The sequence below is a fragment of the Streptomyces sp. NPDC001156 genome (genome assembly GCF_053598275.1).
In genome coordinates this window covers 111,923-136,473 of the sequence record NZ_JBSFJX010000002.1, presented here as the reverse complement: position 1 = coordinate 136,473, position 24,551 = coordinate 111,923, and the positions used below count along the sequence as shown (strand labels likewise).

The window sequence follows — 24,551 nt, the reverse complement described above, 5'->3', positions numbered from 1 at the left end:
GCCCCGTCCCGCCGAACGATCAAGACGCACCACCGTACGCCGACCGGACCGGCGCGCCCCACGGGTTTTTCGGGCTCACGCGACCCTCACCTCCGCCCAGACCAGTTTGTACGCACAGCCGACCCGTGGCTGCACGCCCCACCGCTCGGCGACCGCGGAGACGAGCATCAGACCGTACCCGCCCTCCTCGCCGCGCGACTCCCGCAGCACGGGCAGCCGTTCTGTCCGCCCGTCGGCCACCTCGACGCGTACGACCCCGTCGCGCAGGACCAGCCGGAGACGGAAGTCCCGCCCGGGCACACGCCCGTGCCGCACGGCGTTGGCCGCGAGTTCGGCCACGACCAGGGTCACGATCTCGCCCGCGTCCCCGTCGTACGGGAACCCCCACACGTCCATGCGATGGGCGACCAGCCGCCGCGCGAGCCGGGCACCCCTCGGTGTACTGCTGAAGAGCTGGGTGAACGTACGTACGGTGACGGGCTCATGGAGTCGTGGTTCTGCGCACATGACCCAAAAGTCCCCGAGATCACCCGTGTCCAACCAGGTACGGCACTCGTACGCTGCGACCCGTACGAGTTCACGCGGTGGACAGTATGCGTAACGGTGCGTGACCATAAGGGACTTGGCGGGGTTGGCACCACTGCATTCGGGGGTTCCCGGCATGACCGACAGCACCATCGGCACCACGAACGAGCCGGAAGCGTCCGACAGTCTGAAAGGCTTCGGCGCGGTCCACAAGGCATTCCGCAGGCGCGCGGGCCTCACGCAGGAGGAGTACGCGCCGCTTGTGCGGTACCAGCCCTCGACGGTCGCGTCCATCGAACAGGGACGCCGCTTCCCACCCCGTGTGCTCGTCGAACGGGCCGAACAGGTACTGGACGCCTTCGGCGCGCTGAAGGGTGCGTACAAGCACGTGGGACGGGAGAAGGGGCTGGCGTCCTGGTTCCGGCAGTGGGCGGAACTGGAGGAGCAGGCGATCAGCCTCTACACGTTCGAAAGCCGGTTGGTGCCGGGCCTGTTGCAGACGGAGGCGTATGCGCGCACCCTCTTCGACGAACAGGTGCCCGTGCTCACCGACTCACAGATCGAAGCTCAGCTCGCCGCCCGCGAGGAACGTCAACGTCTGCTCGTCGAAAGGCCCAACACCGCGTTCAGTTTCATCGTGGAGGAGTACGTCGTCCAACGGGAGACCGGCGGGCGGAACATCACTCGTGAACTGATCGACCACATCCTGGATGTGACGAAACCTCGCAACGTGGAACTGCAGTTGCTTCCCATGGCGCTCGGCGCCCATGCTGGGCTTGCAGGTCCCATCCAGTTGCTGGAGACCCCGGAAAACGAATGGTTCGGCTACTGCGAAGGGCAGCGGAGCGGCCAGTTCATCGGCGATCCGAAATCGATCAGTGTCCTTCACATGCGCTATGCCAAACTGCGCTCACAGGCTCTTTCCCCAGGCGACTCCAGGAGCCTGCTGGAACGGATGCGAGGAGTGCTATGAGCAGCACCGAACTGGCTTGGTTCAAGAGCAGCTACAGCAGCAGCGGGGACGGCGACTGCGTAGAAGTAGCCCTCTGCCCCACCACCGTCCACGTCCGCGACTCCAAGGACACCGCCGGTGCGCGGCTCACCCTCGCCCCCACCGCCTGGGCCGAGTTCTGCCGGCACATCGGCGCGGACTACGCAGGCTAGCCTCGGGCACGCCGCGGACCCGGCTTGGCAGTGCTTCGAGGTTGTGAAACGCTGACTTATGGGACATATGTCCGGCGTCCGCACATCGATCTCGGCCGGGTGAGCCCGGCTGCCTCTCGACGGTCCCCGGGTTCCAGGCTCCCGTTCGGGAGAAGGAACAGCCATGACGACGACCGATCAGCCCCAGGACCGCGACGAGCACAGGGATCCCACCTTGTACCGCTCTCCGGCGGACGCCATCGCCGCGCCCCCGGAGACGCTCGCCTATGTCGTCGGTTTCGACCCGACCGCACAGCGCGCGGACGCGTTGTTCACCGTCGTCACGGACCCCGGATCCCCGGAATACGGCCGCGTGACCTCCCACGCCGCATTGCCCGACCCGGGCAACGAACTGCACCACTTCGGCTGGAACGCTTGCTCGAGCGCGCTGGCACACGCCGGTCATCATCACGCGGCGCGGCGCTACCTCATCGTCCCAGGCCTGCGCTCCTCCCGGTTGCACGTCTTCGACACCGGTCCTGATCCCGCCCGCCCCCGCCTGGTCAAGGTGGTCGAGCCCGAGGAGTTGGCGGCCAAGGCCGGATATTCCCGAGCGCACACCCTCCACTGCGGCCCCGACGGAGTGTTCCTGTCCTGCCTGGGCGGCGCGGACGGTGCGGACGGGCCCGGCGGCGTCGCCCTGCTGGACCACGAGAGCTTCGACGTACTGCGGGCCTGGGAGAGCGACCGCGGACCGCAGTGGTTCGCCTACGACGTCTGGTGGCATCTGCGCCAGAACATCGCCGTGACCAGCGAGTGGGGGACTCCCTCGATGATCGAGGACGGCCTTGTCCCCGAACTGCTGCTGGGTCGCCGGTACGGCCACTCGCTGCACTTCTGGGAGCTGGACTCCGGCCGGCACCTGCAGCGCGTCGATCTGGGGGACGAGAACCAGATGGTGCTGGAGCTGCGTCCCGCGCATGACCCCGAGGCGACGTGGGGGTTCGCGAACACCGTGGTCAACGTGGAGGACCTGTCGGCGTCGGTGTGGTTGTGGAACCGGGAGGGCGAGGACTACGTGGTCCACAAGGTGATCACCGTCCCTGCCGAGCCGGCGCAGACGGAGGACCTGCCCCCGGCGCTGCGGCCGTTCGGCGCCGTGCTCCCGTGCATCACCGACATCGACCTGTCGGTGGACGACCGGTGGCTGTACGTATCCGCGTGGGGAACCGGCGATCTGCTCCAGTACGACGTGAGCGATCCGTTCCATCCGCGGCAGACCTCGTCCGTGCGGCTGGGCGGCGTCGTCAGCCGGCAGCCGCATCCCGCCGAGCCGGACGTTCCGCTCACCGGCGGCGCGCAGATGGTCGAGCTCAGCCGCGACGGGCGGCGCGTGTACCTGACGAACTCCCTGTACTCCGCCTGGGACGCGCAGTTCTATCCCGCGGGCATCGACCCGTGGATGGTCAAACTCGACGCCGACACCTCGCCCGGCGGGCTCTCGGTCGACAGCCGCTTCTTCCCGCACGGCCCGGACTTCCTCGGCTTGCGCGTGCACCAGACGCGCCTGCAAGGCGGCGACGCCTCCTCGGATTCGTACTGCTACCGCCGCTGAAGCCACCGCTCGAACGCCCGTTTCCGTTCTCATCCCGACGCGACCAGCCGTATTCGGCCGAGGCTAGGCTTCCGCCTGGGAACGCTAGGTAAGGAGCCACACCTATGCCCCGTGCCGGGCTCACGGTCGAGCGGGTCGTCGAGGCGGCGGCCCACCTCGCGGACGAAGTCGGATTCGAGCAGGTCACGCTCTCCGCACTGGCGCGGCACTTCGGGGTGAAGGACGCGAGCCTCTACTCGCACGTCAGGAACCTGCAGGACCTGCGCACCAGGCTGGCGCTGCTGGCCGGTGGCGAGATGATCGACCGGATCGCCGCGGCGGTCGCCGGGCGCGCGGGCAAGCAGGCGCTGGCCGCCTTCGCCGACGCCTACCGGGCCTACGCGCTGGAACGTCCGGGCAGGTACGCGGCCACCCAGATCCGTGTCGACCAGGCCCTCGTCGCCGACTCCCCCGCCCTGCGCCGCACCGCCGAGATCACCTACGGCATGCTCCGCGCCTACGGCCTCGAGGAACCCGACCTCACGGATGCCGTGCGCCTGCTGCGCAGCACCTTCCACGGCTACTGCGCGCTGGAGGCCGCGGGCGGCTTCGGTGCGCCCCGTGACATCCAGGCGTCCTGGGACAAGGCCGTCGACGCCCTGCATGTGGCATTGGAGCACTGGCCCCGTGGGACCACGGCGTCAGCCCCGGGCCTCCGGGCGTGACGGGACCAGGGCCTGCACCTCGCCGTACGACGGGGCCGTACCTTCGGGCCGGTGGCCGGAGCGGACGGTCCTCGCCGCTGCCACCGCGGCGCCCAGGGCCTGGCGGTAGAGGAGGGACCCGAGGCTGACCCTGTGCACGCCCAGGTCGGCGAGCTGCGGAAGGGACGGTCCGCTGGGCGAGTACAGGATGTTGAGCGGGACCTCCACGTACCGAACCAGTTCCGCGATGTGTTGCGGTTCGGCGAGACCCGGGACGAACACGCCGTCCGCCCCCGCCTGCCGGTACACGTCGAGGCGGCTGCGCGTGTCCCTCGGATCCCCGTCGCCGAGCCAGTACGTGTCGGTGCGGGCGTTCACGAAGAGGTCGGGCACGGCGGACTTGACGGCGGCGATCTTGGCGGCGTGCACCGCGGCGGGACCGAGCCCGTCCTCCAGGTTGATGCCGACGGCCCCGGCCGAGCGCAACTCGCGAGCCAGCTCCGCCACCTGCTCCGGGTCCTCGCTGAAGCCGCCCTCGGCGTCGACGGACAGGAGGAAGTGGCCGGTACCCAGCCCGCGTGCCAGCCGCAGGGTCGCCTCGCGGGTCGCCGCGGCCCCGTCCGGCAGTCCGGCGGCAGCCGCGACGCCGAGGCTCGTCGTGCCGATCGCCCCGAACCCCGCGTCGGCGAGGACGGCCGCGGAGGCGTGGTCCCAGGCATTGGGCAGCAGGAGCGGCTCGTCGGCGTGGTGGAGATCGGCGAAGGCGGTCACGACGGATCACCCACCACGGCGGGGTACGAGGGCCGCCTGCGGGCCGCGAGTGCGCGGACGTGGCCGATCACGGCGGTGCCGGCATCGGCGGGCCGGGGCGGTGCGGACTCGGTCATGTGCCCCACCGTAGGGGCCCCTTGGTTCGGTGCCCGCCGAAGTGTCGCGGCGGTCGCGGGCGACGCGAACCTGGGACGCCCCGGTTCCGGTCGGGACGCCCCAGGGGCTGTGGACGGACTCGTACGCCCGGAGGCACGGCCTCCGCCGGAGGGGCCGCCGTCAACGTGAAACACCCTCCGGTATCAGATCTTGCGCCACCGGCGCCTCGCGCACCAGACCCACGTACCCCGTCGCCCGGGGAAGAACGTACGCGCCATCTGCCGCTTCTCGTCCGGGAGATGGCCGGCCGGCGCGTCCGGCGGGGCTCCGGTCCCGGCGCAGGACCGGTCGGCGGGAGGTGGTCAGCGGCCGTCGCCGCATCGCTGTCGGCCGGACGGGTGACGCGCGGCCCCGGGCGAAATCTGGCCGTGTACCCCATACTCCGCGTGGGCATGCACCTCGCGGCCATACTGACTCGGCGAGCCGGCATCTTTGCCAGCTGCTTTGGTTGTCACACGACAACTGAGCTAATCTGCGATCGATTTTCTCATCTGGCATATCCGTGATCTGCGGAAATGTACGGGCGATGAGCGGGCCGTTCGCGGACCCGGCGCGGTTCCGAGTCCTCGGCGCGAGGGCTCTTGGGGAGCGGAACGAGGGTGCTGATGAGCAGCAAGACGATCGACACCGTGGAACGGGCGCCGGGTGAGCAGGAGCTACGCCAGCTGCTGGCAGGGCTGACCGCCGTACGGGACGGCGACTTCGGCACGAGGTTGCCGTCCGACGGCGAAGGCCTGCTCGGCGACATCGCCACCGTCTTCAACGGCATGGTGGACCAGTTGTCCGTCTTCACCTCGGAAGTGACACGTGTTGCCCGCGAGGTGGGCACCGAAGGCACCCTGGGCGGTCAGGCGGAGGTGCCGGGGGTCTCGGGCACCTGGGCCGATCTCACCGACTCGGTCAACGCCATGGCCGGCAATCTCACCACCCAGGTCCGTGACATCGCCCAGGTGGCCACGGCGGTGGCCAAGGGCGATCTGTCACAGAAGATCGACGTACCGGCGCGCGGCGAGATCCTTCAGCTGAAGGAGACCGTCAACACGATGGTCGACCAGCTCTCCGCCTTCGCCGACGAGGTCACCCGCGTCGCCCGCGAGGTCGGCAGCGAGGGCCGGCTCGGCGGTCAGGCCCAGGTGCCCGGCGTCGGCGGTGTCTGGCGCGACCTGACCGACTCCGTCAACTTCATGGCGGGCAACCTCACCGCCCAGGTCCGCAACGTCGCCCAGGTGACGACCGCGGTCGCCCAGGGCGACCTCTCCCAGAAGATCACCGTCGACGCCCGCGGCGAGATCCTCGAACTCAAGAACACCATCAACACGATGGTCGACCAGCTCTCCGCCTTCGCCGACGAGGTCACCCGCGTCGCCCGCGAGGTCGGCACCGAGGGACGCCTCGGCGGACAGGCGGACGTCAAGGGCGTGAAGGGCACCTGGCGCGACCTGACCGACTCCGTCAACTTCATGGCGGGCAACCTCACCGCCCAGGTCCGCAACGTCGCCCAGGTGGCCACCGCGGTCGCCCAGGGCGACCTCTCCCAGAAGATCACCGTCGACGCCCGCGGCGAGATCCTCGAACTCAAGAACACCATCAACACGATGGTCGACCAGCTCTCCGCCTTCGCCGACGAGGTCACCCGCGTCGCCCGCGAGGTCGGCACCGAGGGCAATCTCGGCGGGCAGGCCATCGTCCGGGGCGTCTCGGGCACCTGGAAGGACCTGACGGACAACGTCAACGTGATGGCGTCGAACCTGACCGGGCAGGTCCGCTCCATCGCCCAGGTCGCCACCGCCGTGGCGCGCGGCGACCTGTCGCAGAAGATCACGGTCGAGGCCAAGGGCGAGGTCGCCGCGCTCGCCGACGTCATCAACACGATGGTCGACACGCTGTCCGCCTTCGCCGACGAGGTCACCCGCGTGGCCCGCGAGGTCGGCACCGAGGGACGGCTCGGCGGACAGGCGCACGTGCCGAACGTGGCGGGTACGTGGAAGGACCTCACCGACAACGTCAACTCGATGGCCAACAACCTCACCGGCCAGGTGCGCAACATCGCGCTGGTGACGACCGCGGTGGCCAACGGCGACCTGTCGAAGAAGATCGACGTCGACGCCCGGGGCGAGATCCTCGAACTCAAGACCACCATCAACACGATGGTGGACCAGCTCTCGTCGTTCGCCGCCGAGGTCACCCGCGTCGCCCGCGAGGTGGGCAGTGAGGGCAGGCTCGGCGGACAGGCCGAGGTCGAGGGCGTCGAGGGCACCTGGAAGCGGCTGACGGAGAACGTCAACGAACTGGCCGGGAACCTCACCCGGCAGGTCCGCGCGATCGCCGAGGTCGCGAGCGCCGTCGCCGAGGGCGACCTGACCCGCTCGATCACCGTGGAAGCATCCGGCGAGGTCGCCGAGCTCAAGGACAACATCAACTCCATGGTGGGGTCCCTGCGCGAGACCACGCGGGCCAACCAGGAGCAGGACTGGCTGAAGACCAACCTCGCCCGGATCTCCGGCCTGATGCAGGGCCACCGCGAACTGCCCGTCGTCGCCGAGCTGATCATGGACGAGCTGGCACCCCTGGTGTCGGCCCAGTACGGCGCCTTCTATCTCGCGGAGGAGACCGACCGCGGGGCCGAACTCCGCTTCGTTGGCTCCTACGGATACCCCGACGACGCCGAACGGCCCGTCCGCATCCCGGTGGGCCGCTCGCTGGTCGGGCAGGCCGCGCGCAACCACCGCGCCATCAGCGTGGAAGAGCTGCCGCCGGGTTACGTGACCATCTCCTCGGGGCTCGGCCAGGTCGTGCCGACCGCCCTGACGGTGCTGCCGATCGTGGTCGAGGACCAGGTGCTCGGCGTCATCGAACTGGCCTCCGTGACCCGGTTCACCCAGATCCACCAGGACTTCCTGGGCCAGCTGATGCCGAGCATCGGCGTCAACCTCAACACCATCGTGGCCAACGCCCGTACCGACGAGCTGCTGGAGGAGTCCCAGCGGCTGACCGCCGAACTCCAGGCACGCTCGGAGGAGTTGCAGGTCCAGCAGGACGAACTGCAGCGCTCCAACGCCGAGCTCGAGGAGAAGGCGTCCCTGCTGGCCTCGCAGAACCGCGACATCGAGGCCAAGAACCTGCAGATCGAGCAGGCCAGGCAGGAACTGGAGACCCGCGCCCAGGAACTGGCGCTGGCCTCCAAGTACAAGTCCGAGTTCCTGGCGAACATGAGCCACGAGCTGCGCACCCCGCTCAACAGCCTGCTGATCCTGGCGCAGCTGCTGGCGCAGAACCCGTCGCGCAACCTCACCCCGAAGCAGGTCGAGTACGCGGGCATCATCCACTCCGCCGGATCGGACCTGCTGCAGCTGATCAACGACATCCTCGACCTGTCGAAGGTCGAGGCCGGCAAGATGGACGTCTCCCCCGAGCGGGTCTCGCTGCGGCAGCTGCTCGAGTACGTCGAGGCGACGTTCCGGCCGATGACCACGCAGAAGAGCCTGGAGTTCACGGTGACCACCGCGCCGGGCGCCCCGGCCGACCTGCTCACCGACGACTCCCGGTTGCGGCAGATCCTGCGCAACCTGCTCTCGAACGCGGTGAAGTTCACCGAGCAGGGAAGCGTGGAGCTGCGCATCGAACCGGCCGCCGACCCGGAGGTGCCCGCGGGCGTCCACCGCGGCAGCACCATCGTGGCGTTCAGAGTGAAGGACACCGGGATCGGCATCCCCCGGCAGCAGCTGGAGACGATCTTCGGGGCGTTCCAGCAGGCGGACGGGACGACCAGCCGCAAGTACGGGGGCACCGGCCTCGGCCTGTCGATCACCCGGGAGATCGCCCATCTGCTGGGCGGTGCCGTCACGGTCGAGAGCACACCCGGTCAGGGCAGCACGTTCACGCTGTATCTACCCGTGGCGCGCGCCGACTTCGAGGAGCAGGTGGACGGCGGCGGCCGGCCCGCCGAGCAGCCCGAGTCCGCGGTCCCCTCCGAGGTGGTGCCGGTACCGCGGGCGGAGTACGCCCCGGCGGGCGCGGCCGGGCAGCGGCGGCGCCGCCTGCTGGTCGTCGAGGAGCGCCCGCGCGGTCTGCTGACCCTGGTCGCGGAGAGCGCGGTCACCGACATAGCGCACGATCGCGAAAGCGGTGACCCGCGCGGGTCGATCGACATCATCACCGTCGTGGGCGCGCAGGAGGCGGCGAGCGCACTGGCCGCCGAGCCCTGCCACTGCGTCGTCCTGGAACTCAGCATGCCGGACGACGAGGGCGCGCGGTTCCTGGAGGCCATGCAGGGCGACTCCGCGCTGGCCAGCGTTCCCGTGCTCGTCCACAGCGGGCACCGGGTGGACCCGGCCCAGGAACACGACCTGCGCTCCCGTTCGGGGGGCCGGCCGCTGGACTTCCTGTCCAGTCTGGACGAGCTGCGCGAGCACATCACGCTGCATCTGTCGGCCGAGGAGCCGGGAGACGTCCTGTCCCTGGTCCGCGCCGACGAGCCGCAGCACGCGGCCGCGCAGCCGGTGGACGACGCGTTCCTCGGCCGTACGGTGCTCGTCGTCGACGACGACGCGCGCAACCTCTTCGCGCTCAGCGGGATCCTGGAGCTCCACGGCTTCCAGGTGCTGCACGCGGACAACGGCCGCAAGGGCATCGAGACGCTGCTCGCCCACCCGGACATCGCGGTGGTCCTGATGGACGTGATGATGCCGGAGATGGACGGCTACGCCGCCACCTCCGAGATCCGCAAGATGCCCCAGTACGCGGACCTGCCCATCATCGCCGTGACCGCGAAGGCGATGCCGGGCGACCAGGAGAAGAGCCTCGCGTCGGGTGCGAACGACTACGTCACCAAACCCGTCGACACGAACGACCTCATCGCCTGTGTCCGACGCTGGCTGCGCGTCTGAGGGGGACACCCGCCGTGCGCAGCAGCCGACCGGGCGCCGACCGGCGCCCTCCGCGTGGCGTCCCCGTACGCCCGAGCCGAGGAACGGGCCGACCGTGACCAATCCCGAACAACCGCCCGAGCAGACGGGGCCGCACCCGGCGGACACCGAGCAGGCCACGGCCGGCTCGGCGGGCTCCGAGGCACCCGCGGCCACCGAGGCGGGCGGCGACCACGGGGCGCCGACCGGGCGAGGAGGCCTGGCCCCGGCAGACACGGAACAGGAAGCCCTCGGCCCGGCCGAGGGCGATCCGGGCATGCCGGCCCCGCCAGGCACATGGCCCGGTCTCGTCGCCCCGGCCGAGACCGGATACACCACGGGCACCGCACTGATCGGCGTCGAGTCCGTCGCCGTGGCCTCCGTCGACGCGGAGTCGGTACGTGCCGACGGGGTGGGCGGGGCCGGGGTCGTCGATGAGGACGGGCACCGGTCGGCCACTCCCGTGGGCAGGCTCGCCGCGACCGTGGAGCGGCTGCGCCGCGAGGTGCGGGCGGCGCAGGCCGAGGCGGACGGTCGGGCCCTGATCGAACTCGCCAAGGGCATCCTGGTCGAACGGCTGCGCTGCGGACCGGCACAAGCGGCCCGGCAGCTCGCCGAGTTGACCGAACAGGCGGGTGTGCCCCCCCTCGAATTCGCGGTCGACGTCATCAACCAGGCCTCGCGGGATCGTCTGTCGGAGGTCGCCGCCGCCTTCCTGGCCGTCGCCACCGAGGCCCGCGACGAAGAGGGATCCGAAGCGGGCGACGGGCCGACGGGCGAGTCCTCCGCCGTACGGCTGCGGGCCGCCGAGAGCGGGGCGCTCGCCGCGCACGACACACAGGCCGTCGCCGACTCCCTGCTGGAGCACGCCCTGACTCCGCTCGGTGCGGTGGCCGTCGCCATTTGGGCCGCGGGGTCCGACGGCTCGCTCACGCTGGCCGGCAGTGCCGGCTTCTCCTCGGCGGAGGCCGCACGGTGGCGGTACGTGCCGCCGGGCGTGACGACCGTGGCGCGTCGCGGTCTCGCCGAGCGCGCAGGGCAGTGGATCGGCTCCCTGTCCCGGACCGGTATGCCCTCCATCGGCCAACACCACCACCCCGACGGGGGCAGGGTCGCCCTGCCGGCCGGCACCGGCGGGCGGATCCACGGCGTGCTGGAGATCGCCTGGCCGTTCCCGCTTGATCCGCAGCCCCCGCAGATAGTGCGTCAGGTCGAGGCGCTGGCCGAGCTGTGCGCCCACACCCTGGAGACCTACGCCCTCCAGCACCCCGACGACACACCGAGACCCCGCGTCCTGCCCGACGTCGCGGAGCTGATGGACCTGGCGGACGGGCTGCACGACCCCGCCCTTGTGCTGGTGCCGCACCTCGACGCCGACGGCGAGCTCGTCGACTTCCGGATCCAGCATGTCAACAGCAGGTTCCTCGACCCCGCGGGCCGGCCGCGCGGCGTCGTCAACGGTGCGTTGCTGCTCGAGGCCTATCCGATGGCCGCCGGGGAGTGCGAGCTCTTCGACCGGGTCGAGCGCGTATACGCCACGGGCGAGCCCTTCCGCGCCCACCGCATGCGGCTCACCGCACTGGTGGACGATGTGCCGCTGGCGGCGGTGGCCGACATCAACGTCAGCCGGCACGGCGGCAGCGTCCTGCTCATCTGGCGCATCGAGGACGAGACGGCACGTCTCGCGAGTCTGCTCCAGCACGCCCAGCGCCTCGGCCGCATCGGCGGTTTCGAGGAGAACCTGCTCACCGGCGAGATCACCTGGAACGGCCAGCTCTTCAGCCTCTACGGCAAGCCCACGTCCGGCTCCCCGGTGCCGCTGGAGGACCTGCCCGCCCACGCGCACCCCGACGACGCCGTCGCCATCGGCAGGTTCCTGCGCACCCTGCTCCACCAGCGGCGGCCCGCGTCCACCGCCTTCCGGCTGCAGCGTCCCGACGGGGTGACCCGTCATATGCGCGTGGTGGCCGAGCCCGTACTCGACTCCGCCGGCCGCCTGTTCGTGGTGCGCGGCGCCTACCAGGACATCTCCGCCCAGCACTGGACCGAGGTCGCGCTCGCCGCCACCCGTGACCAGCTCGCGCACACCGAGCAGCAGGCGAGCGAACGCAACCGGCTCACCCTCCAGCTGCAGCAGGCCATCATGCCTCCGGAGCAGGCGCCGCTGGAGGCTCCCGGCCTCCAGGTGGCGGTGCGCTACCGGCCCGCGGAGACAGAGCAACTGGTCGGCGGTGACTGGTACGACGCGGTCCTCCTGCCGTCCGGACTGGTGCTGGTGAGCGTGGGCGACGTGGCGGGACACGGCATCGAGGCGGCGACCAGCATGGTCGTGCTGCGCAACGCGCTGCGCGGACTCGCCGTGACGGGTGCGGGACCCGGCCAGTTGCTGTCCTGGCTCAACATGGTGGCCCACCATCTGACCGGCGCCGTCACCGCCACGGCGGTCTGCGGCCTGTACGACCCGGACCGCCACACCCTGCGGTGGGCCAGGGCGGGCCATCTGCCGCCCGTCCTGGTACGCGGCAGCGAGGCGGCCACGCTGCCCCTGGTCAAGGGGCTGCTGCTCGGGGCCGTGGCCGAGGCGGCGTACGCGGAGCACGAGGTCCAGCTCGCCGTCGACGACACCCTGCTGATGTACACGGACGGCCTGATCGAGCGCCGTGACAGGTCCGTGGAGGAGTCGCTCGCCCAGCTGCTGACCGCCGCGCGTACGGTGCCCCCGACGCTGGACCAGCAGCTGGACCGGCTGCTCACCTACAGCAAGTCGGACACGGACGACGACACCTGCATCGTGGGCATCCGGGTCGCCTGACCGGCCAGGCCGCACGCCCACCTGCTGGACATCCCCGGGGCGGCCGCCCGTGCATCGACTAGCGTCGTGACATGACCGGCAACACCACTCCCGCCCTCGCCGACGCCCTGGCCGGCGGGACCCTCGTCCTCGACGGCGGCATGTCGAACCAGCTGGAGTCCGCCGGGCACGACCTGAGCGACGAACTGTGGTCGGCCCGGCTGCTCGCGGAGCGGCCGGAGGCGATCACCGCGGCGCACCTCGCGTACTTCGAGGCGGGCGCGGACGTGGCGATCACGGCCAGCTACCAGGCGACGTTCGAGGGCTTCGCACGGCGGGGCATCGGCCGCGAGCAGGCGGCGGGTCTTCTGGCCCTGAGCGTGGACCTGGCCCGGGAAGCGGCGGATCGGGCGCGCGCCAAGGGCGCCGGCCGGCCACTGTGGGTGGCCGCCTCCGCGGGACCGTACGGTGCGATGCTCGCGGACGGCTCCGAGTACCGGGGCCGATACGGCCGCACGGTCGCCGAGCTGGAGGCCTTCCACCGCACCCGACTGGAGGTGCTGGCCGCGGCCGGCCCGGACGTACTGGCGCTGGAGACGGTCCCGGACACGGACGAGGCCGAAGCGCTGCTGCGGGCGGTACGCGGGCTCGGCGTGCCGGCCTGGCTGTCCTACACCGTCTCCGGCGACCGCACGCGCGCGGGACAGCCGCTTCAGGAGGCGTTCGCCCTGGCCGCCGACGCGGACGAGGTGATCGCGGTGGGCGTCAACTGCTGCGCGCCCGGGGACGTGGACGCCGCTGTCGAGACGGCCGCGCTGGTGACGGGCAAGCCGGTGGTGGTCTACCCGAACAGCGGCGAGACCTGGGACGCCCAGGCACGCGCCTGGGACGGCCGCACCACCTTCGCCGCGACCCGGGTCACGGGCTGGCGCGACGCGGGGGCGCGGCTGATCGGGGGGTGCTGCCGGGTGGGCCCGCAGGAGATCGCCTCGATCACCGAAACGCTTCGGCCGATCCCGGCCTGAGCCACCCGACGGCACTTCGGACCACCCCGACCCCGGCCTGAGCCGCCCGCCGGCGGAACGCCGCCGCTCGTGTCACTCCGCATCGCTGCGTCGCACACCCCCGGGCCGCCGCAGGCGGCGTACCGCCGACAGCGGAACCGCGCCCCGCAGCATCGAACCGTTTCCCGCACCCGGCGCGGAGGCCGGCACCGGAGGTGTGGACGCGGTCTCCCACAGCTCCATCTCGCCGTCGCGGGGGCCGTGTACGACCGGGTCGCCGTCGCCGCCGAAGATTCGCACCGGGTGGCTGTCGTCCCATGCGGGCCAGCCCGGGTCGCCGTCCGTCGCGAAGCGCACCCATGCGGAGTGCATCTCGTGTGCGAGCGCGCGGGGCGCGTCGGGGCCGGCGAGCTTCGCCGCTTCCGGCACATCCGCGCTGTCGAAGACGAAGCCCAGCTCCAGCGCGTGGCAGGCGCCGAGGCCGGGGAGCCCCGAGCGCCAGGCGAACTCGTAGACATGGCACGGCGCGTCGCCCTCGCCCGCGCGGGAACCGGCCAGGCGGTGCAGGGGATGGCGGAGCAGAAAGTCCGTGACCATCTGGCCCACCAGGTCTGAGATGGGGGCGTCCGGGTGGGCGTTGCGGTAGCCGCGCGGGACGTCGGGGCCGCAGTGGCAGCGGGCCATCGCGCCGGCCATGGCGACCGCGCCGAGCCTGTCGATGCGCTCGATCAGCCCGGTGGGCGCGAGCCACAGCCGGTGCTCCTCACTGGTCCAGCCCATGAGCAGGGGGATGTCCCGGGCGGCACCGTCGAGCAGCGCTTCGAGCGGGTCGCGCGGCACCAGGTCGCCGTCCACGATGATCCCGAAGGCGGGTCCGCCGAGGATCGGGCTGGCCCGGCGGCCCACCTCCGCCTGAGTGTCGGCCAGCACGGTGCGGTCCACCTGGGCGAAGGCGGCCGCCGTCGCCGGTACCTTCAACTTCGTGGCCATGCGGCGCACCAGGCGCCGGACCCGGTCCCGGTCGGTCGACTCCGGCGGCCCGCTCTGCAGCACGGCCCGGTGGAACAGCCCCCGGGTGCGCGGACTCGCCAGCAAGGCGCCGATGCTGATGGCGCCCGCCGACTCGCCGAACACGGTCACCCGGTCCGGATCGCCGCCGAACGCGACGATGGCGTCGTGCACCCACTCCAGCGCGGCGAGCTGGTCACGCAGCCCGGAGTTGGGTGGGGCGTCCGGGAAGAGTCCGTAACCCTCCACGCCCAGCCGGTAGTTGAAGGAGACGAAGACGACACCGTCGCGGGCGAAGGCGCTGCCGTCGTAGACGGGCACGGCGGAGGAGCCGCGGGTCAGGGCGCCGCCGTGGATCCAGACCATCACCGGGAGCCGGGCGCCGGGGCTCGGGTCCGGTGTCCAGACGTTGAGGTTGAGGCAGTCGTCCCCGGCCACCACGGGGTCGCTCAGATAGCGGGCGAAGGCCTCCGAGTACGGCGGCTTGGGCGGAGTCGGCCCGTACGCGCCCGCGTCCCGCACCCCGTCCCACGGTTCGGGCGGGACGGGCGGGCGAAAGCGGTGCGCGCCGAAGGGCGGGGCGGCGAAGGGGATGCCGCGGAAGACGGCGACCCCCTGTTCGTAGCGGCCGCGCACGGCTCCGTGGGGGGTGCGGACCACGGGGCCCGATGCACTCGCCGGATTGCCGGCCACCTCGTCCGCGCGCTCCATACGGCTCTCCTCACACGCCGGGGACTGCCCGTTTCACCGCATCACATCACTTTCCCGGATCGCCGAGCCGCACAGAAGGCGTCCGCGTGTCCCGACAAGAGTGCGACCACATCCGCATCGGCACGACGGTCTCCTTCGTCGCACGGGACACAGGAGACCGGCGGCGGCGAGGTGGCCGGCCGGTGAAGCGCACCGGCGGACGGCGCCTACTCCGCCCGCGCCGCCCAGCGGATGCCACCGAGGAGATGGGCGCGGAAGTCCGGGTCCTCGTACGCCTCGGCGGCGTGTCCCAGCGCGGTGTAGAACACCCGGCCGGCACCCTGCTCACGGCACCACACCAGCGGGTGGTCCGCGCCCATCCCGGCGCCCTCGTACGAGGATTCGTCCGCCGAGGCGAGGACGCGCACCGAACCCCGCGGGCTGGTACGGAAGTCGTACCACTCGTCCGTGAAATCCCACACGGCGGGCAGGTGCCGGGTCGCCGGATGGTCTCGGTCCTCGACGACCGCCCTGCCCGGCTGGAGGTCGGGGTGCCGGGCGAACCGGGCGCCCAGCAGTTCGCCGTAGTACGGCCAGTCGTCCTCGGCGCAGGCGGCCGCGTGCACACCGACGAACCCGCCGCCATCCCGCATGTACGCCTCCAGCCCGGCGCGTCCCCGCGGGGTCAGGACCTCGCCGGTGGTGGAGAGGAAGACGACCGCCGCGAATGCGCCGAGGCCCGATGCGAAGACGCCCGGGTCCTCGGTGGCGTCGGCCGTGAAGCCGTGCCCGGCCCCGAGGGCACCCACGGCGGCGACGGCGTCCGGGATGGAGTCATGCCGGTAGTCGGTGGTACGGGTGTACACGAGGACACGGAAGGCCATGGCCTGAGCCTAGGACGTGTGCTGTCCGATTCGTTCAAGACCCGTCCCCCGCCGGCTGCCTACGGTGGCCGCATGACTCCACGATTCGATGTGATCGGCCTGGTCGTCTCCGACCTGGCCGCTTCCCTCGCCTTCTACCGCCGCCTCGGGCTCGTCTTCCCCGAGGGCGCCGAGAGCCTGCCCCATGTCGAGGCGGAGCTGCCCGGTGGGCTGCGGCTCGCCCTGGACACCGAGGAGACCGTCCGTTCCTTCCACACCGGCTGGCAGCCGCCGAGCGGGGGCGGCCGGGTCTCCCTCGCCTTCCGGTGCGACTCCCCCGTCGAGGTGGACCATCTCTACGAGGAACTGGTGAGTGCCGGTCACCACGGCGAGCTCAAGCCGTGGGACGCCGTGTGGGGGATGCGGTACGCGGTCGTGCACGACCCGGACGGCAACGGCGTCGACCTGTTCGCGACCCTGCACTGAGCGGTTCCAAGGACAAGCGACCTCGGCATCGACGGGGATACCGAGGTCGCCGCGGCAGCGGCTTCGCCCACTACGGCTGTTGCGGGCTCTGTGAGAGGGGCGCGATCTCGAGGTGCTGCGTCTCCTGGGGGCCTGCGTTTGCTCCCGGGTCAAGGAACCGGTCCGTTCTCCGCCTCAGTGACCGCGGGCCAGTAGCTCACCCAGCGGCATCCCCGCCAACTCGCGTACGTCCCGGGCCAGATGAGCCTGGTCCGCGAAACCCGCGCGAGCCGCGGTCTCGGCGTAGGACACCCCGGACCGAGCCAGCGCCAGCGCCAGCTGCAACCGCAGCACACGGGCCAGGGTCTTCGGCCCGTACCCGAACGCGGCGAGTGAGCGGCGGTGCAACTGGCGTGCACCCAGACCCAGCTCATCGGCGGTGGCGGCGACCGAGCGGCCCGCTTCGAGGGCCGCGACCACCGCGCTGAGCAGCGGGTCGGGGCCCGGCGAGAGCGCGGCCCGGTCCAGCGCGATCTCCTCCAGCGCGGTCGCGGGATCGGCGGCGGCGTTCACGCGCGCGGTCAGCCGGCGCACGTCGGCGGCTGGCCACAGATCGGCCAGCTCGACGCGCCGGTCACGGAGTTCGTACGCCGGAACGCCCAGGAGGGCCGGGGCGGTGCCGGGGTGGAAGCGGACGCCCGCCCAGCGCGCGGCCGGACCCCCGGGCTGGTGGGCGTGCGTGTCCGGGCCGGCGACCAGCAGCCTGCCCTCGGTCCACAACAGGTCCATGCAGCCGTCGGGCAGCACCGGCCGGACCACGGCGGGCTCAAGCGTGCGGTGCCACACCACCGCTCCGGTGAACCGTGACGGCCTCTCCGCGTACACGACCGCCACGCTACGCCCCGGGCGAGCGGGGCTTGCGGGGAACGGCCCCGCGCCAGGAGGGCGAGGGGCGGGGCGTCCGTCTCACTCCTGCGGCCCGACGTCGCCCTTCCGCGGCGGGTGGGGGGCGCTGCGGACCTGTGTCCGCAGGCGGGAGGTGACGTCCTCCGGGGGCAGGAAGCGCGACCAGCGCTCCGGGAACTCGGACGGCATGTCCGGGTCGTCCGCGTCGTCGAGGTCGTCGAGGTCGTCGGGGTCGTCCGGGCGGGCCGCCGCGGCGCGGGCCACGTACTCCGCGGCCTGCTCCTGACGCAGTCGCTCGTTGGCCTCGCGGGCCGCCGCGGTGGCCGCGGCCGGCCAGACCCGGTCGATGGCCGCGTTCACGGCGGCGCCCACCAGCACCGCGAAGGCGGACACACCGATCCACAGCAGCACGGCGACGGGCGCGGCCAGCGATCCGTAGATCGTCGGGCCCTCGATGGTGTGGGTCAGGTAGATGCGCAGCAGGAAGGAGCCGAGCACCCACATCGCGAGGGCCACCAGGGCCCCGGGCACGTCCTCCACCCACGGTGACCGCACGGGCACGGACACGTGGTACAGCGTCGTCAGGAACACGATCGACAGGACGATGACCACCGGCCAGTACAGGACCTGCACCACCGTCGTCGACCACGGCACGACGTTCACGACCGCGTCCGGCCCCGCCACCATCAGCGGCAGCGCGACCGAGCCGATCAGCAGCGCCACGATGAAGAGGACGAACGCGAGCAGCCGGGTCTTCACGATGCCCCGGGTGCCGTCGAGCCCGTACATCACCGTGATCGTGTCGATGAAGACGTTCACCGCCCGCGACCCCGACCACAGCGCGAACAGGAACCCGATGGAGATCACGTCGGGCCGTCCGCCCTTCATCACATCGTGCAGGATCGGCTGGGCGATCTGCGCGACGCCCTTGTCGGACAGGACCGTGCGAGACGCCTCCAGGAGGTTGTTCTCCAGGCTCTGGATGGTGTCGGCGCCGGTCCAGTCGTCGACGTAGCCCAGCAGTCCGATGAGGCTCAGCAGCAGCGGCGGCACGGACAGCAGCGTGAAGAACGCCGCCTCGGCCGCCAGGCCGAGGATGCGGTACTCCAGGCACGAGTCGACCGTGTCCTTCAGCAGCAGCCAGGCGGTCCTGCGTTTGGAGACATTCCGGTAGAGGGCACGTGCCCGGTGGAGGCGGCCGGACGGCGGCTCGGGGTTCTCTTTTGCTGCTGACTGCACGCCCCAACGGTATCCGCCGCCGGTGTCCGGGCTCATCTCCCGGTGGGACGGGCTCGACGGGTGTGGCGCACGGCCCGCGCGATACGGGTGACCGATGGCGTACTGAAGGGTAGGTTCGGCCCATGGCAGCCACCACGCACACTGTCACCAACCAGGCTCCGCCCCTGGTGGGACATGACGTCTTCACCGCCGACCGCGCCCTCGTGGAGGCCGTCGAGCGGCATCTGGACCCCGCGCTTCTCGATGAGGCCCGCGACGACCTGTCGGGGCTCGGGCGGAGTGTCGGCTCCGCCCAGGTGCAGGAATGGGGCGCGCAGGCCAATGAGAACCCACCGAAGCTGCGGACCCACGACCGCTACGGCAACCGCATCGACGAGGTCGAGTTCCATCCGGCCTGGCACCGGCTGCTCGGCAAGGGTGTGGCCGCGGGCCTGACCTCGGCCTGGCCGCGCCCGGGCGGGCATGTCCGCCGCGCTGCCGCGTTCGTGCTCTGGACGCAGGCCGAGGCCGGCAACGGCTGCCCCCTGTCGATGACCCACGCGGCGGTGCCCGCGCTGCGCACGGACCCGGCGCTGGCCGCCGAGTGGGAGCCTCGGCTGACGTCCATGGTCTACGACCGGGGTCTGCGTCCCGCCGCGGAGAAGGCCGGTGTCCTCTTCGGTATGGGCATGACGGAGAAGCAGGGCGGCAGCGATGTGCGCGCCAACACGACGGCGGCCCGGCCGCTCGCCGAGGACGGCACGTACGAGCTGACGGGCCACAAGTGGTTCTGCTCAGCGCCCATGTCCGACGCGTTCCTGGTGCTGGCCCAGGCACCGGATGGGCTGACCTGCTTCCTCGTCCCGCGCGTGCTGGAGGATGGCACCCGGAACGTCTTCATGATCCAGCGGCTCAAGGACAAGCTCGGCAACCGGTCCAACGCGTCCAGCGAGGTCGAGTTCGACGGCACCTGGGCGCGCCGGGTCGGTGAGGAGGGGCGCGGGGTGCGCACCATCATCGAGATGGTGGCGGCCACGAGGCTCGACTGCGTCCTCGGCTCGGCGGCGCTCATGCGGCAGGCCGTGGCGCAGGCGATCCATCACTGCACCTACCGGGAGGCGTTCGGTGGCACGCTCGTCGACAAGCCCCTGATGCGCAACGTACTGGCCGACCTGGCCCTGGAGTCGGAGGCGGCGACGACCCTCGGGCTGCGGCTCGCGGCGGCCTACGACGACGGCAGCGAGCAGGAGCGGGCGTTCCTCAGGCTCGCGGTGCCGGCCGCCAAGTACTGGGTGACCAAGCGGTGCACTCCGCTGGTGGCGGAGGCGTCGGAGTGCTTCGGCGGGAACGGCTATGTCGAGGAGTGGGGCATGCCCCGGCTGCTGCGGGAGTCCCCGCTCAACTCCATCTGGGAGGGCGCGGGCAACGTCCAGGCGCTCGACGTGCTGCGCGCGCTCCAGCGCGAACCGCAGGCCCTGAACGCCTATCTGCAGGAGGTCGGCCTGGCGCGTGGCGCCGACCACCGCCTGGACGGCGCGATCAAGAACCTGCTCGCCGAACTCGCCGACCTGGACGGCATCGAGGGGCGGGCCCGCCGCGTGGTCGAGCGGATCGCGCTGGTGCTCCAGGGATCGCTGCTGGTCCGCTACGCGCCGCCGGAGGTCGCCGACGCCTTCTGCGCCTCCCGGCTCGGCGGCGACTGGGGCTCGGCCTTCGGCACGCTGCCGCACAGCCTGGATCTGGCCACGGTGGTGGAGCGGGCACGGCCCGTCGTCTGACGCTCGCCGCGGTCTCTCACGGCCCCTTGGGCGCGCACGTCACGGGCTCCCCCAAGCCCGTGACGCAACGCGCGTCCCCCGCGGGGCGCGTGTGGCGGGGGTGATGCTGCGCCGACACGGCACCACCCCCGCTCCTGGCCCCGTTTCAAGGACCACGGCCGCCGCGTGAGCGGCGTTGAACAAGTTTCAATGACCGCCGGACCGTTCGCCAGGGTTGCAAGAGGTTGCAACTTGCTGCTCACTGTTGCCGGAGTGCACCCCTCCGTAGCGGGCAGGCGGCAAGATGAGACCCAGCGTCAACACGGGTTCCGTGGCTCATGCCCGGAATCCGCCGGCGGTCACGCACGGCGAGTGAGCCGAGGGGTGTGCGGCATCCGCTGAGCTGCTCACGGCGAACGAGCCAGGAACAGGGGGAAGTTCAGTGACGCACTCGACCAGGAAAGACGTCACCCGGCTCGTCGCGCCGGATGCCACGCAGGCGGCGCGTGTGCCCAACGAAGTACGCAGCGCAACGCTCTCGGGACAGCGCGCCCCCGTCGCGCCGCGCCCGGTGATCGAGGCGTCGTGGGGACGGATGCTGCGCAGCGGTGTGGACCCCGACCACGACTTCCGGGCCGGCCTTCTGAGCCGTGAGGAGATCGAGCGGCGCCGCCAGGACTCGCCGCTGCGGCACGTGCTTCCGGTGCTGCGCGAGGGCCTGCTGTCGGTCGCCGACGTGGCGCAGCACATCATGGTCATCGCGGACGCGGAGGGGCGGGTGCTGTGGCGCGAGGGCAGCTCGTCGGTGCTGCGCAAGGCGGACGGAATGGGCTTCGAGCCCGGTGCGGACTGGGGTGAGAGGATCGTCGGCACGAACGGCGTGGGCACTCCGACGGTGACCCGGCGCCCTGTGCAGGTGTTCGCCTCGGAGCACTTCGTACGGTCCCACGCTTCGTGGACGTGCACGGGTGCCCCGATCACCGATCCGCGCGACGGCCGGCTGATCGGGGTCGTGGACGTCAGTGGTCCGCTGGAGACGATGCATCCGGCGACGCTCGCCTGGGTGGACGCGGTGGCGAAACTCGCGGAGGCACGGCTGCGGGAGGTGCATCTCACGTCCTTGGAGGGGCTGCGTGCGGTGGCGGCACCGCTGCTGGCGAAACTGGGCGGCCGGGCGCTGGCGGTGGACACGGACGGCTGGACGGCCGCGGTGACCGGGATTCCGTACACCGGTCGTGTCGCCCTGCCCACGTCTCTGTCGCCCGGCCACTGCCTGCTGCCGGCATGGGGACCCTGCACGGTGGAGCCGCTGCCGGGCGGCTGGCTGATCCGGATCGCGGACGCACCCGCACCCGTACCCACCACACGTGTCGTCCTGGACGTGACGCACCCGCGCCGCTGGTCGGTGACCGTGTCGGGCGACGCGGGCTCCTGGACCCATGAACTCAGCCCCCGGCACACGGAGTTGCTCTACCTGCTGGCCATCAGCCGCACCGGTCGCACGGCCGCGGCCCTGGCCTCCGACGTGTTCGGCGACCCGGCCCGCACGGTCACGGTCCGCGCGGAGATGTCCCGGGTGCGCCGATACCTGGGGGCGTTCCTGGAACACCGGCCGTATCGTTTCTGCGAGTCCGCGGAAGTGGAGTTGCTGGCCCCTGCCGACCCCCGTGACCTGCTGCCGCACTCGATGGCGCCGGGGGTGGTACGGGCGCGGGGCAGCCTGCTGGACCCCACCGGCGCACAACTGGCCCTGCCCGGCCCGGAGACCGGCTGTCAGCTCGCCCCACCGCTCGTCCCCCGCCCCGGCGTTTAGCCCTCATGGTGGGGACAACCCTCCATTTTCCCCGGTCTTCGACCGGCTCCGCACCCTTCTGCCGTAGCATCCCTCCCACAGGCCACCCCACCCGCACCTCACGTCAATGTCCGGACACCGAGGAGCAGTTGGCCTACGTCGGGAGGTTGTATGACGCACCGTGGCCGACATCGCCGCAGGCGCAGGGGTCGTGCGCTGCGGGCCACGCTGGCCGGGACCGCGCTCGCGCTGACCGCCGCCGCCACGCTGATCAGCACCTCACAGGCCGCCGGCGGAGACGACCCCGGCAGCCTCACCCGGGTCACCGGCGCGGCCCGGACCGCGACGTTCCGCCTCCATGAAAACCTCACCGACCGCGCCACCCTGGACGGGCTCACCCATGCGATGGGGGGCGGGGTCGACGTCTACGGCGTCCTCGCCTCCGCCGACCGCACGCTGCGCGACCGGTCCGCGTGCGACGCCGCCGAGACCGCCGCGCTGCCGGTGAAGCCGACCGCCACGCGGGCGTACTGCTGGGACCACGAGGACGCGACGACCGCCCAGTGGCTGCCGCGGTCCGTCACCACCTCCGGAGACGCCGAAGCAGACGGCCGCTGGGGCCCCGACCGGGTCATCCTGGCGGGCTGGACGCACAACGACCGTGCGCCGGGCGAGCCGGCCGCCGACCGGGGCCTGGCCCGGATCGCCTTCGTCGACGCCGACGACCGCGCCCGCCTCGCCTACCGCTGGGTCCTGCTGGTGGCCCCGCGCGCCGGCGGCAAGGACTTCACCGCCGTACGCACCGCTCTGTCCGGCATGGTCTGGTACCGGGACAAGCTCTTCGTCACCTCCCGCGACTCCCTGCTGGTCTTCGACCTGCACCGCATCCTGCGGGCGGACGTCGACAGCCCCGCCATCGGCCGGGTCGGCCGCGGTTATGCCGCGCACGGCTACCAGTACGTGCTCCCCACGGTCGGCTCCTACCGTCTGACCGGCGGCCCCTGTTCCACCGCCGACGACCGCTCGGTCCCCTGCTTCTCCGCGCTCTCGCTCGACCGCACCTCGACCCCGCACAGCCTGGTGGCCGCCGAGCGGTTCCGTGCCGGCAGCAGCGCCACGTCGACCCGCCTGTGGCGCTACCCGTTCAGCACCGTGCCCCGCCACGCCGGTCTGCTCGCCACCGACACGCACGGCGACGTCACGGCGAGCGAGTCCTACGAGACGGAGGCGACCGGGGTGCGGGGCGTGCTCTCGCACCGGCGCAACGGGGCGGACCGGAGCGACTGGTACATCGACCCCGCGCCCACCGTCCGCGGCCGGCACGGCACGCTCTGGCGGCAGAACGCCTCCGGAGCCAAGGCGGCCACCTGCTCCGCCGACGCGACCCAGGCCTGCTGGGGCCGCCACACCGCCTCCCTGTCGTACTGGCAGGAGACCGGCGAGCTGTGGACGCTGACGGTGGGAGCCGTGAGCGAGGACGCGGACGAGGGACTCACGGCGGCCGGGGGCCGGGTGCTGTACGCGGTGCCACTGGACTCGGTGGACGACGCGCTGGACTAGGAGCCCGGCCCCCTGCCGCGACCCCTTTGTCGTACCGCGGGCCTCCGTGATTCCCTGACCGCATGAGCACCCTCACCGTGACCACGTGGTCCCTGGAGCAGACGTCCCCGGCCGATGTGCTGCCCGCGAAGGCCCCCGAGGGCGACGTCCGCGTCGTCCGCGCCCAGGTGCCCTCGCCGGAGTTCAGCCGCTTTCTGTACGCATCGGTCGGCGGGGACATCCGCTGGACCGACCGGCTCGGCTGGACGTACGCCCGGTGGGAGGAACATCTGAACCGGCGGGGTGTGGAGACCTGGGTCGCTCACGAAGGGGGGACGCCCGCCGGGTACGTGGAGCTGGAACCCCAGGACGAGGGCGTGGTGGAGATCCTCTACTTCGGGCTGCTCCCGGCGTTCCGGGGCCGGCGCATCGGCGGGCACCTGCTGTCGTACGGAGCCGCCCGCGCCTGGGACCTCGCGGACCGTTGGCCCGGGCTGGCCCCGACGAAGCGGGTGTGGGTGCATACGTGCAGCAAGGACGGCGAACACGCGATGGACAACTACCTGCGCCGTGGCTTCAGGCTCTTCGACACCAAGGTCGAGGAGGAGCCCGACGCGCCGACCCCGGGGCCCTGGCCTGGGGCTTACCCAGCCTGACCTGCGTTGACACAACGCTTCACGGTCCTGTGACCGATGACACCCTTGTTCCACATCCCGGGACA

General features: G+C 71.8%; 18 protein-coding genes. 12 read left to right on the top strand and 6 right to left on the bottom strand.

Going from position 1 to position 24,551, the window contains the following annotated elements:
• Positions 1-75 precede the first annotated feature (75 nt).
• Positions 76-507 (bottom strand): ATP-binding protein, encoded by a 432-nt coding sequence (locus tag ACWDA7_RS01935; protein ID WP_450602276.1) that lies wholly within the window; start codon positions 505-507, stop codon positions 76-78.
• A 154-nt stretch (positions 508-661) separates the two neighbouring features.
• On the opposite strand from ACWDA7_RS01935, the gene ACWDA7_RS01930 reads away from it, so the two are divergent.
• From ACWDA7_RS01930 to ACWDA7_RS01915, 4 genes are all read left to right on the top strand, one after another.
• On the top strand, positions 662-1,498 hold the full coding sequence (locus ACWDA7_RS01930; protein ID WP_450602275.1) for a helix-turn-helix domain-containing protein: 837 nt from the start codon (positions 662-664) through the stop codon (positions 1,496-1,498).
• Entirely contained in the window at positions 1,495-1,689 is a 195-nt protein-coding gene (locus ACWDA7_RS01925; protein WP_450602274.1) for a DUF397 domain-containing protein, read from the top strand. The genes ACWDA7_RS01930 and ACWDA7_RS01925 overlap by 4 nt, the downstream gene beginning before the upstream one ends.
• A 163-nt stretch (positions 1,690-1,852) precedes the next feature.
• The gene (locus ACWDA7_RS01920) at positions 1,853-3,283 is read left to right on the top strand and encodes a selenium-binding protein SBP56-related protein (RefSeq protein WP_450602273.1); all 1,431 of its coding nucleotides are present in this window, start codon (positions 1,853-1,855) and stop codon (positions 3,281-3,283) included.
• 104 nt (positions 3,284-3,387) lie between these two features.
• On the top strand, positions 3,388-3,987 hold the full coding sequence (locus ACWDA7_RS01915) for a TetR/AcrR family transcriptional regulator (RefSeq protein WP_450602272.1): 600 nt from the start codon (positions 3,388-3,390) through the stop codon (positions 3,985-3,987).
• Here ACWDA7_RS01915 and ACWDA7_RS01910 read toward each other — a convergent pair.
• Positions 3,964-4,737 carry an isocitrate lyase/PEP mutase family protein gene (locus ACWDA7_RS01910; RefSeq protein WP_450602271.1) on the bottom strand — a complete coding sequence of 258 codons (774 nt, stop codon included), beginning with the start codon at positions 4,735-4,737 and terminating at the stop codon, positions 3,964-3,966. The genes ACWDA7_RS01915 and ACWDA7_RS01910 overlap by 24 nt on opposite strands.
• A 761-nt stretch (positions 4,738-5,498) precedes the next feature.
• Here ACWDA7_RS01910 and ACWDA7_RS01905 point away from each other — a divergent pair.
• From ACWDA7_RS01905 to mmuM, 3 genes are all read left to right on the top strand, one after another.
• Positions 5,499-9,779 (top strand): HAMP domain-containing protein, encoded by a 4,281-nt coding sequence (locus ACWDA7_RS01905; protein ID WP_450602270.1) that lies wholly within the window; start codon positions 5,499-5,501, stop codon positions 9,777-9,779.
• Positions 9,780-10,074: 295 nt separating this feature from the next.
• On the top strand, positions 10,075-12,609 hold the full coding sequence (locus ACWDA7_RS01900; RefSeq protein WP_450602342.1) for a SpoIIE family protein phosphatase: 2,535 nt from the start codon (positions 10,075-10,077) through the stop codon (positions 12,607-12,609).
• Between the two features lie 71 nt (positions 12,610-12,680).
• Positions 12,681-13,613 (top strand): homocysteine S-methyltransferase, encoded by a 933-nt coding sequence (gene mmuM / locus ACWDA7_RS01895; RefSeq protein WP_450602269.1) that lies wholly within the window; start codon positions 12,681-12,683, stop codon positions 13,611-13,613.
• A gap of 72 nt (positions 13,614-13,685) precedes the next feature.
• Here the strand turns inward: mmuM and ACWDA7_RS01890 are convergent, their stop codons facing one another.
• Both ACWDA7_RS01890 and ACWDA7_RS01885 read right to left on the bottom strand, forming a co-directional pair.
• Positions 13,686-15,311 carry a carboxylesterase/lipase family protein gene (locus ACWDA7_RS01890; RefSeq protein ID WP_450602267.1) on the bottom strand — a complete coding sequence of 542 codons (1,626 nt, stop codon included), beginning with the start codon at positions 15,309-15,311 and terminating at the stop codon, positions 13,686-13,688.
• 206 nt (positions 15,312-15,517) lie between these two features.
• On the bottom strand, positions 15,518-16,174 hold the full coding sequence (locus ACWDA7_RS01885) for a ThuA domain-containing protein (protein WP_450602266.1): 657 nt from the start codon (positions 16,172-16,174) through the stop codon (positions 15,518-15,520).
• 72 nt (positions 16,175-16,246) lie between these two features.
• On the opposite strand from ACWDA7_RS01885, the gene ACWDA7_RS01880 reads away from it, so the two are divergent.
• Positions 16,247-16,639, top strand: coding sequence for a VOC family protein (locus tag ACWDA7_RS01880; RefSeq protein WP_450602265.1), 393 nt, complete (start codon positions 16,247-16,249; stop codon positions 16,637-16,639).
• 174 nt (positions 16,640-16,813) lie between these two features.
• On the opposite strand, the gene ACWDA7_RS01875 is transcribed toward ACWDA7_RS01880, so the two are convergent.
• Together ACWDA7_RS01875 and ACWDA7_RS01870 are read right to left on the bottom strand one after the other, a co-directional pair.
• Positions 16,814-17,503: a helix-turn-helix domain-containing protein gene (locus ACWDA7_RS01875; RefSeq protein WP_450602263.1), complete on the bottom strand. Its 690-nt coding sequence runs from the start codon at positions 17,501-17,503 to the stop codon at positions 16,814-16,816.
• Positions 17,504-17,584: 81 nt separating this feature from the next.
• Positions 17,585-18,763 (bottom strand): YihY/virulence factor BrkB family protein, encoded by a 1,179-nt coding sequence (locus ACWDA7_RS01870; RefSeq protein WP_450602262.1) that lies wholly within the window; start codon positions 18,761-18,763, stop codon positions 17,585-17,587.
• Positions 18,764-18,885: 122 nt separating this feature from the next.
• On the opposite strand from ACWDA7_RS01870, the gene ACWDA7_RS01865 reads away from it, so the two are divergent.
• From ACWDA7_RS01865 to ACWDA7_RS01850, 4 genes are all read left to right on the top strand, one after another.
• The gene (locus tag ACWDA7_RS01865; RefSeq protein ID WP_450602260.1) at positions 18,886-20,520 is read left to right on the top strand and encodes an acyl-CoA dehydrogenase family protein; all 1,635 of its coding nucleotides are present in this window, start codon (positions 18,886-18,888) and stop codon (positions 20,518-20,520) included.
• Positions 20,521-20,941: 421 nt separating this feature from the next.
• Positions 20,942-22,312 carry a GAF domain-containing protein gene (locus tag ACWDA7_RS01860; RefSeq protein WP_450602258.1) on the top strand — a complete coding sequence of 457 codons (1,371 nt, stop codon included), beginning with the start codon at positions 20,942-20,944 and terminating at the stop codon, positions 22,310-22,312.
• A 150-nt stretch (positions 22,313-22,462) separates the two neighbouring features.
• Positions 22,463-23,851, top strand: coding sequence for a hypothetical protein (locus ACWDA7_RS01855; RefSeq protein ID WP_450602257.1), 1,389 nt, complete (start codon positions 22,463-22,465; stop codon positions 23,849-23,851).
• Positions 23,852-23,913: 62 nt separating this feature from the next.
• Positions 23,914-24,486, top strand: a complete 573-nt coding sequence (locus ACWDA7_RS01850) for a GNAT family N-acetyltransferase (RefSeq protein WP_359401828.1) — start codon at positions 23,914-23,916, stop codon at positions 24,484-24,486.
• Positions 24,487-24,551: the final 65 nt, after the last annotated feature.